This window comes from Natronospirillum sp. (assembly GCF_022565775.1).
Classification (GTDB): Bacteria; Pseudomonadota; Gammaproteobacteria; order Pseudomonadales; family Natronospirillaceae; genus Natronospirillum.
Genome location: NZ_JAIUMC010000154.1, coordinates 1 through 4,256, shown reverse-complemented (window position 1 = coordinate 4,256; position 4,256 = coordinate 1). Strand labels below are relative to the sequence as shown.

The following is a 4,256-nucleotide window of genomic DNA, read 5'->3' as shown; positions in this document are numbered from 1 at the left end:
TGGATTTTCTGCGCCTGCCACTGATCGCCCTGGTGGGCTATGCGCTATACGATGAGCAACTGGACGGATTCCTGGCTTTGGGGGCAGCGTTGATTCTTGCCGGTAATCTGATCAACCTGATGTGGGAAAGGAAAAAGGCGCCGATGCTGGCACCAGTTGAGAAATAGTATTCTGTTCTTCACAACATTAAGGGAACATCGTGAAAAGATTCCATATCGCAATTTCTACGGACAATATAGAAGCAACCGTCGCAGACTACAGCAACCGCCTTGGGGAGAAACCCTGCCTGGTCATCCCGGGCCAGTATGCGCTGTGGAGAACGGACACCCTGAACGTATCCATTCGTCAGGATACATCAGCCAAGCCGGGGTCACTCAGACACCTTGGCTGGGAGGATCCAGCCGCGACCGGTTTTACTGAAGACGCGGATGTAAACGGCATAGTCTGGGAAAGGTTCAGTGCAGACCATCAGGCGCAGGAAATCAGCGAGCTTTGGCCTGATGTCGAACTCCAGCTATCCAAATAAGAGCATTGTCATGACCCAAAGCCTGGACGCTCTGCTCGACCAGTTGATCGAGCGCAAGGATATTCACTCAGCCATCATGTCAGTGGCTTCCGGTGACGGTACATTTAAATGGTCGGGCGCCCGAGGTGTAATGTCGCCGGACGGCCCGCCCGTGACCCCAACGACACCCTGGTTCGTTGCCAGCATCACCAAGCTGTTCATCGCCTCTGTGGTCATGCGGCTGGTGGAACAAGGAGAGTTGGCACTGGAAGACCGACTGGTGGATCGCCATTCCCCTGATATCACGCACGGCCTGCATGTATTGGACGGCAAAGACCGGACAGGTCAGATCACCATTGCGCATCTGCTCGGACACGCCTCCGGGCTGCCGGACTACATCGAGGACTATCCGAAGAAACAGCGGAAAGACCTGGCAGACCGGCGCAGCCTGGTGGAAATACTGGTGGAAGACGGCGACAGGGACTGGTCGCTGGAAGACACTGCGCAATGGGTTCGAGAACGGCTGACACCCCATTTTGTGCCACAGGCACTTGATGGAAAGCGAGTGCGCATTCGCTATTCTGATACCAACTACCAGTTGTTGGTCGGCATTGTCGAGACCTGTCGCAAAGCGCCGTTTCCGCGGATATTGCAGGATCTGATCCTGGACCCGCTGGCGCTGAAAAACACCTGGTTCTCTGGCCATTATCAGGGGGCAGGCCCAGAGCCCGCAGTGCCGGTGTTGTATGCCGGTGCGGACCCGATCAACATTCCCAGATTTCTGACCTCCATCGGCGACATGAACGCCACCTGCGATGATCTCATCAGCTTTTTCCGGGCTGTGGTGCAGGGCCGCCTTTTCGAACAAGACGATACCTGGCGACGCATGCAGTCACCGGCGCACCGGTTTTCCTTCCCGACCGACCGCGGCGCGCTGCGCCAGCCGGGCTGGCCCATTGAGTACGGACTTGGTGTAATGGGCTTCCAGTTGCCTCGCCTGTTCACACCCTTCAAACCCATGCCGAAGGTTGTCGGGCATACCGGCTCCACAGGCACCTGGCTGTTCTACGCCCCGGAACCGGATCTGTATCTGGCCGGGGCAGTCAGTCAGGTCACTGCCGGCGCGGTACCGTTCAAGGTGGTGCCCAAAATCCTGCAATCGGTTGGACAGCGACCCCGGACTTGAGCAGGACCCAGTCTTGAACTGCCTCAACCCAGCAATTCACCGAGATACTGCCCCGTATAGGACCTCTTGTAATCCATGGAGTCAGCGTCATGAATGAACCAATGGGCTCAGAGTCATTGATTTCAGCACCTCCGCTGCCAGGGCAAAGGAGTGGCAGCGTGCCCGATGATCGAATATCTGCCCTGACAGCATCAGTTCATCGACCTGCGTGCGCTCGATAAAGCGCTCCAGCCAGGCCCGTATCGTTTCCGGGTCACCCACCGCAGACTCGGCCAGCGCCTGCTGCGCCTGGGCGCGCTCCATAGGCGTACCGATGGCCTCAGGATTATCGACCGGCGGTTGCAGGCGCCCCGGGTTACCCCGCACCAGGCGCACAAACTGCTGTTCTACCGAGGTCATCAAGCGCCGGGCATCGGCATCGGTATCAGCGGCGAACACATTGATGGCCGCCATGGCATAAGGCCTGTCGAGATAGTGCGACGGCTCGAAGCGCGCGCGATAAACGGCCAGTGCCTGATCCAGCATGGCCGGTGCAAAGTGCGACGCAAATGCAAACGGCAACCCCATTGCAGCGGCCAGTTGTGCGCTGTACAGGCTGGACCCCAGCAGCCACACTGGCACCTGCAGACCCGCGCCGGGTACGGCACGCACTTTCTGCCCGGGCTGCACCGGCTCGAAATAATGCAACAGCTCCTGCACATCCTGCGGGAAGGTGTCGGCCGCATGGCGCGGATCACGCCGCAGGGCCTGCATGGTAGCGCCGTCTGTTCCGGGTGCTCGGCCCAGACCGAGATCCACCCGATTCGGGTACAAGGTTGCCAGGGTGCCAAATTGCTCGGCAATCACCAGGGGCGCGTGGTTGGGCAGCATGACACCGCCGGCACCGATACGAATGCGCTCCGTACCCTCAGCCACAAAGCCCAGTGCCACCGAAGTGGCCGCACTGGCTATGCCCGACATGTTGTGATGCTCCGCCATCCAGAAGCGACGATAACCCTGCTGTTCAGCCCGGCGTGCCAAGTCGCGCGCGTTGTGCAAGGCTTCACGCGGGGTGCTGCCCTCGGTCACCACAGCGAGATCAAGAATGGAAAAAGCCTGCACAACAACCTCCTCTGCCCACATAGGCAGTAACGCAAAGAAAATGAACTACGGGCAGTGTCGAATTAACCAGACAGGACACTAGTGTACACCTATGTTTTGCGCAAAGTTATTTTGCGTTGATGGCGATGACTATTCCCAACACGGACAGCCTGCAGCGCCAGCCGACCCAACCCGGCGAAATGATGCGAGGCCGTGGACCTGCACCAAATGATCAAAAACTTCAAGCGCAACCCGGCACAAAGGAATGAGCCTTAGGGCGGCGGTGGGTGAAGGTGAGGCATAATCAATGACTCTGACCCTGTTGATTCCTATGACTCTGACCCTGTTGATTCCTGTTGATTCAGGCAGAGCGAATTGTGGAAGAGTATACTGTCCTGGATTATAGAGCTCCCAGAGAGTGTCGCTCCGGTTACGCCGCGTCCATCCCGGGGAAAGTGTTTCCGCCAGAATCTGATCCGCCACCACAGGAGTTCATACCCGATGATCGTTCGCTCACGCCCCGGCGCGTTCCGGATGCTGGTGACAATGCACGGCTCGATTGTGCCGCAGATCCTGCCGCAGATGCTGTTCGCAGCGATTCTCGGCGCCGTGGTCGCGTCACTGCACATTGCGTACCCTTCACTTATGCCAGCCTACTCGTTTGCACCATTTGCCGTGTTTGGGATATCGCTCTCGATCTTTCTCGGTTTCCGCAACAACGCGGCCTATGACCGCTGGTGGGAGGCGCGCCGGCAATGGGGAACCCTGGTCGCCGAGGTCCGGAACCTTGCTCGCGCATCGACGACGTTCATCGGTCCGGACGCGCCCGAACGCCGCCACCTGTTGCGCATGTCATCTGTCTTTGCACATGCGCTGCGGGCAGGACTTCGACATGAGGAGGCCGAGGCCGAGATGCAGATTGCCGAGGATGTGGCAACAATGAAGACCTATCGCGGCTTCCGGACGCCCGCGGCCGCCGTGCTGCGTTCAATGGGGGAGGACCTGTATCAGATGCGTGTGCGCGGCATGCTTGACCTCACTGGCGCGCGGGTACTCGATGAACGGCTTGCCGGCTTCGCGGACGTGCAGGCCGCTTGTGAGCGTATCTCGAATACACCACTGCCATTCGCCTACTCCCTGCTTGTCCATCGTACGGCCTATGTATATTGCTTCCTGCTGCCCTTCGCCGTGGTGAATACGCTGGGCTGGCTGACGCCGGTATTCGTCGCGATTGTGGCCTATACATTCTTTGGCCTCGACGCCCTAAGCGAGGAACTCGAGGAGCCGTTCGGCCGCGCTGACAACGATCTTGCGCTGAACGCCCTTTGCCGGACCATCGAGATCGAAGTGGCGGAAGCAACAGGAGAGTCGCCGCCAGCGGCACCCGAGCCAATCGGTTACGTGCTCGACTGAAACAACTGGCGTCTTGGCCATGGATTTTCTGCGCCTGCCACTGATCGCCCTGGTGGGCTATGCGCTATACGA

Annotated in this window: 4 protein-coding genes; 3 read left to right on the top strand and 1 reads right to left on the bottom strand. The window is 59.0% G+C overall.

The features are described 5' to 3' along the window. Positions 1 to 199 precede the first annotated feature (199 nt). Positions 200 to 526 (top strand): hypothetical protein, encoded by a 327-nt coding sequence (locus LAT62_RS16080; RefSeq protein ID WP_293386211.1) that lies wholly within the window; start codon positions 200 to 202, stop codon positions 524 to 526. Positions 527 to 536: 10 nt separating this feature from the next. Then, a complete protein-coding gene (locus LAT62_RS16075; protein ID WP_293386209.1) occupies positions 537 to 1,691 on the top strand; it encodes a serine hydrolase in 1,155 nt (384 codons plus the stop codon). A gap of 87 nt (positions 1,692 to 1,778) precedes the next feature. Here LAT62_RS16075 and LAT62_RS16070 read toward each other — a convergent pair whose 3' ends face one another. Then, the gene (locus LAT62_RS16070; RefSeq protein ID WP_367120572.1) at positions 1,779 to 2,792 is read right to left on the bottom strand and encodes an LLM class flavin-dependent oxidoreductase; all 1,014 of its coding nucleotides are present in this window, start codon (positions 2,790 to 2,792) and stop codon (positions 1,779 to 1,781) included. Between the two features lie 480 nt (positions 2,793 to 3,272). Between LAT62_RS16070 and LAT62_RS16065 the strand changes: the two genes are divergently transcribed. After that, a complete protein-coding gene (locus LAT62_RS16065; RefSeq protein ID WP_293386205.1) occupies positions 3,273 to 4,184 on the top strand; it encodes a bestrophin family protein in 912 nt (303 codons plus the stop codon). The last annotated feature ends 72 nt before the right edge of the window (positions 4,185 to 4,256 follow it).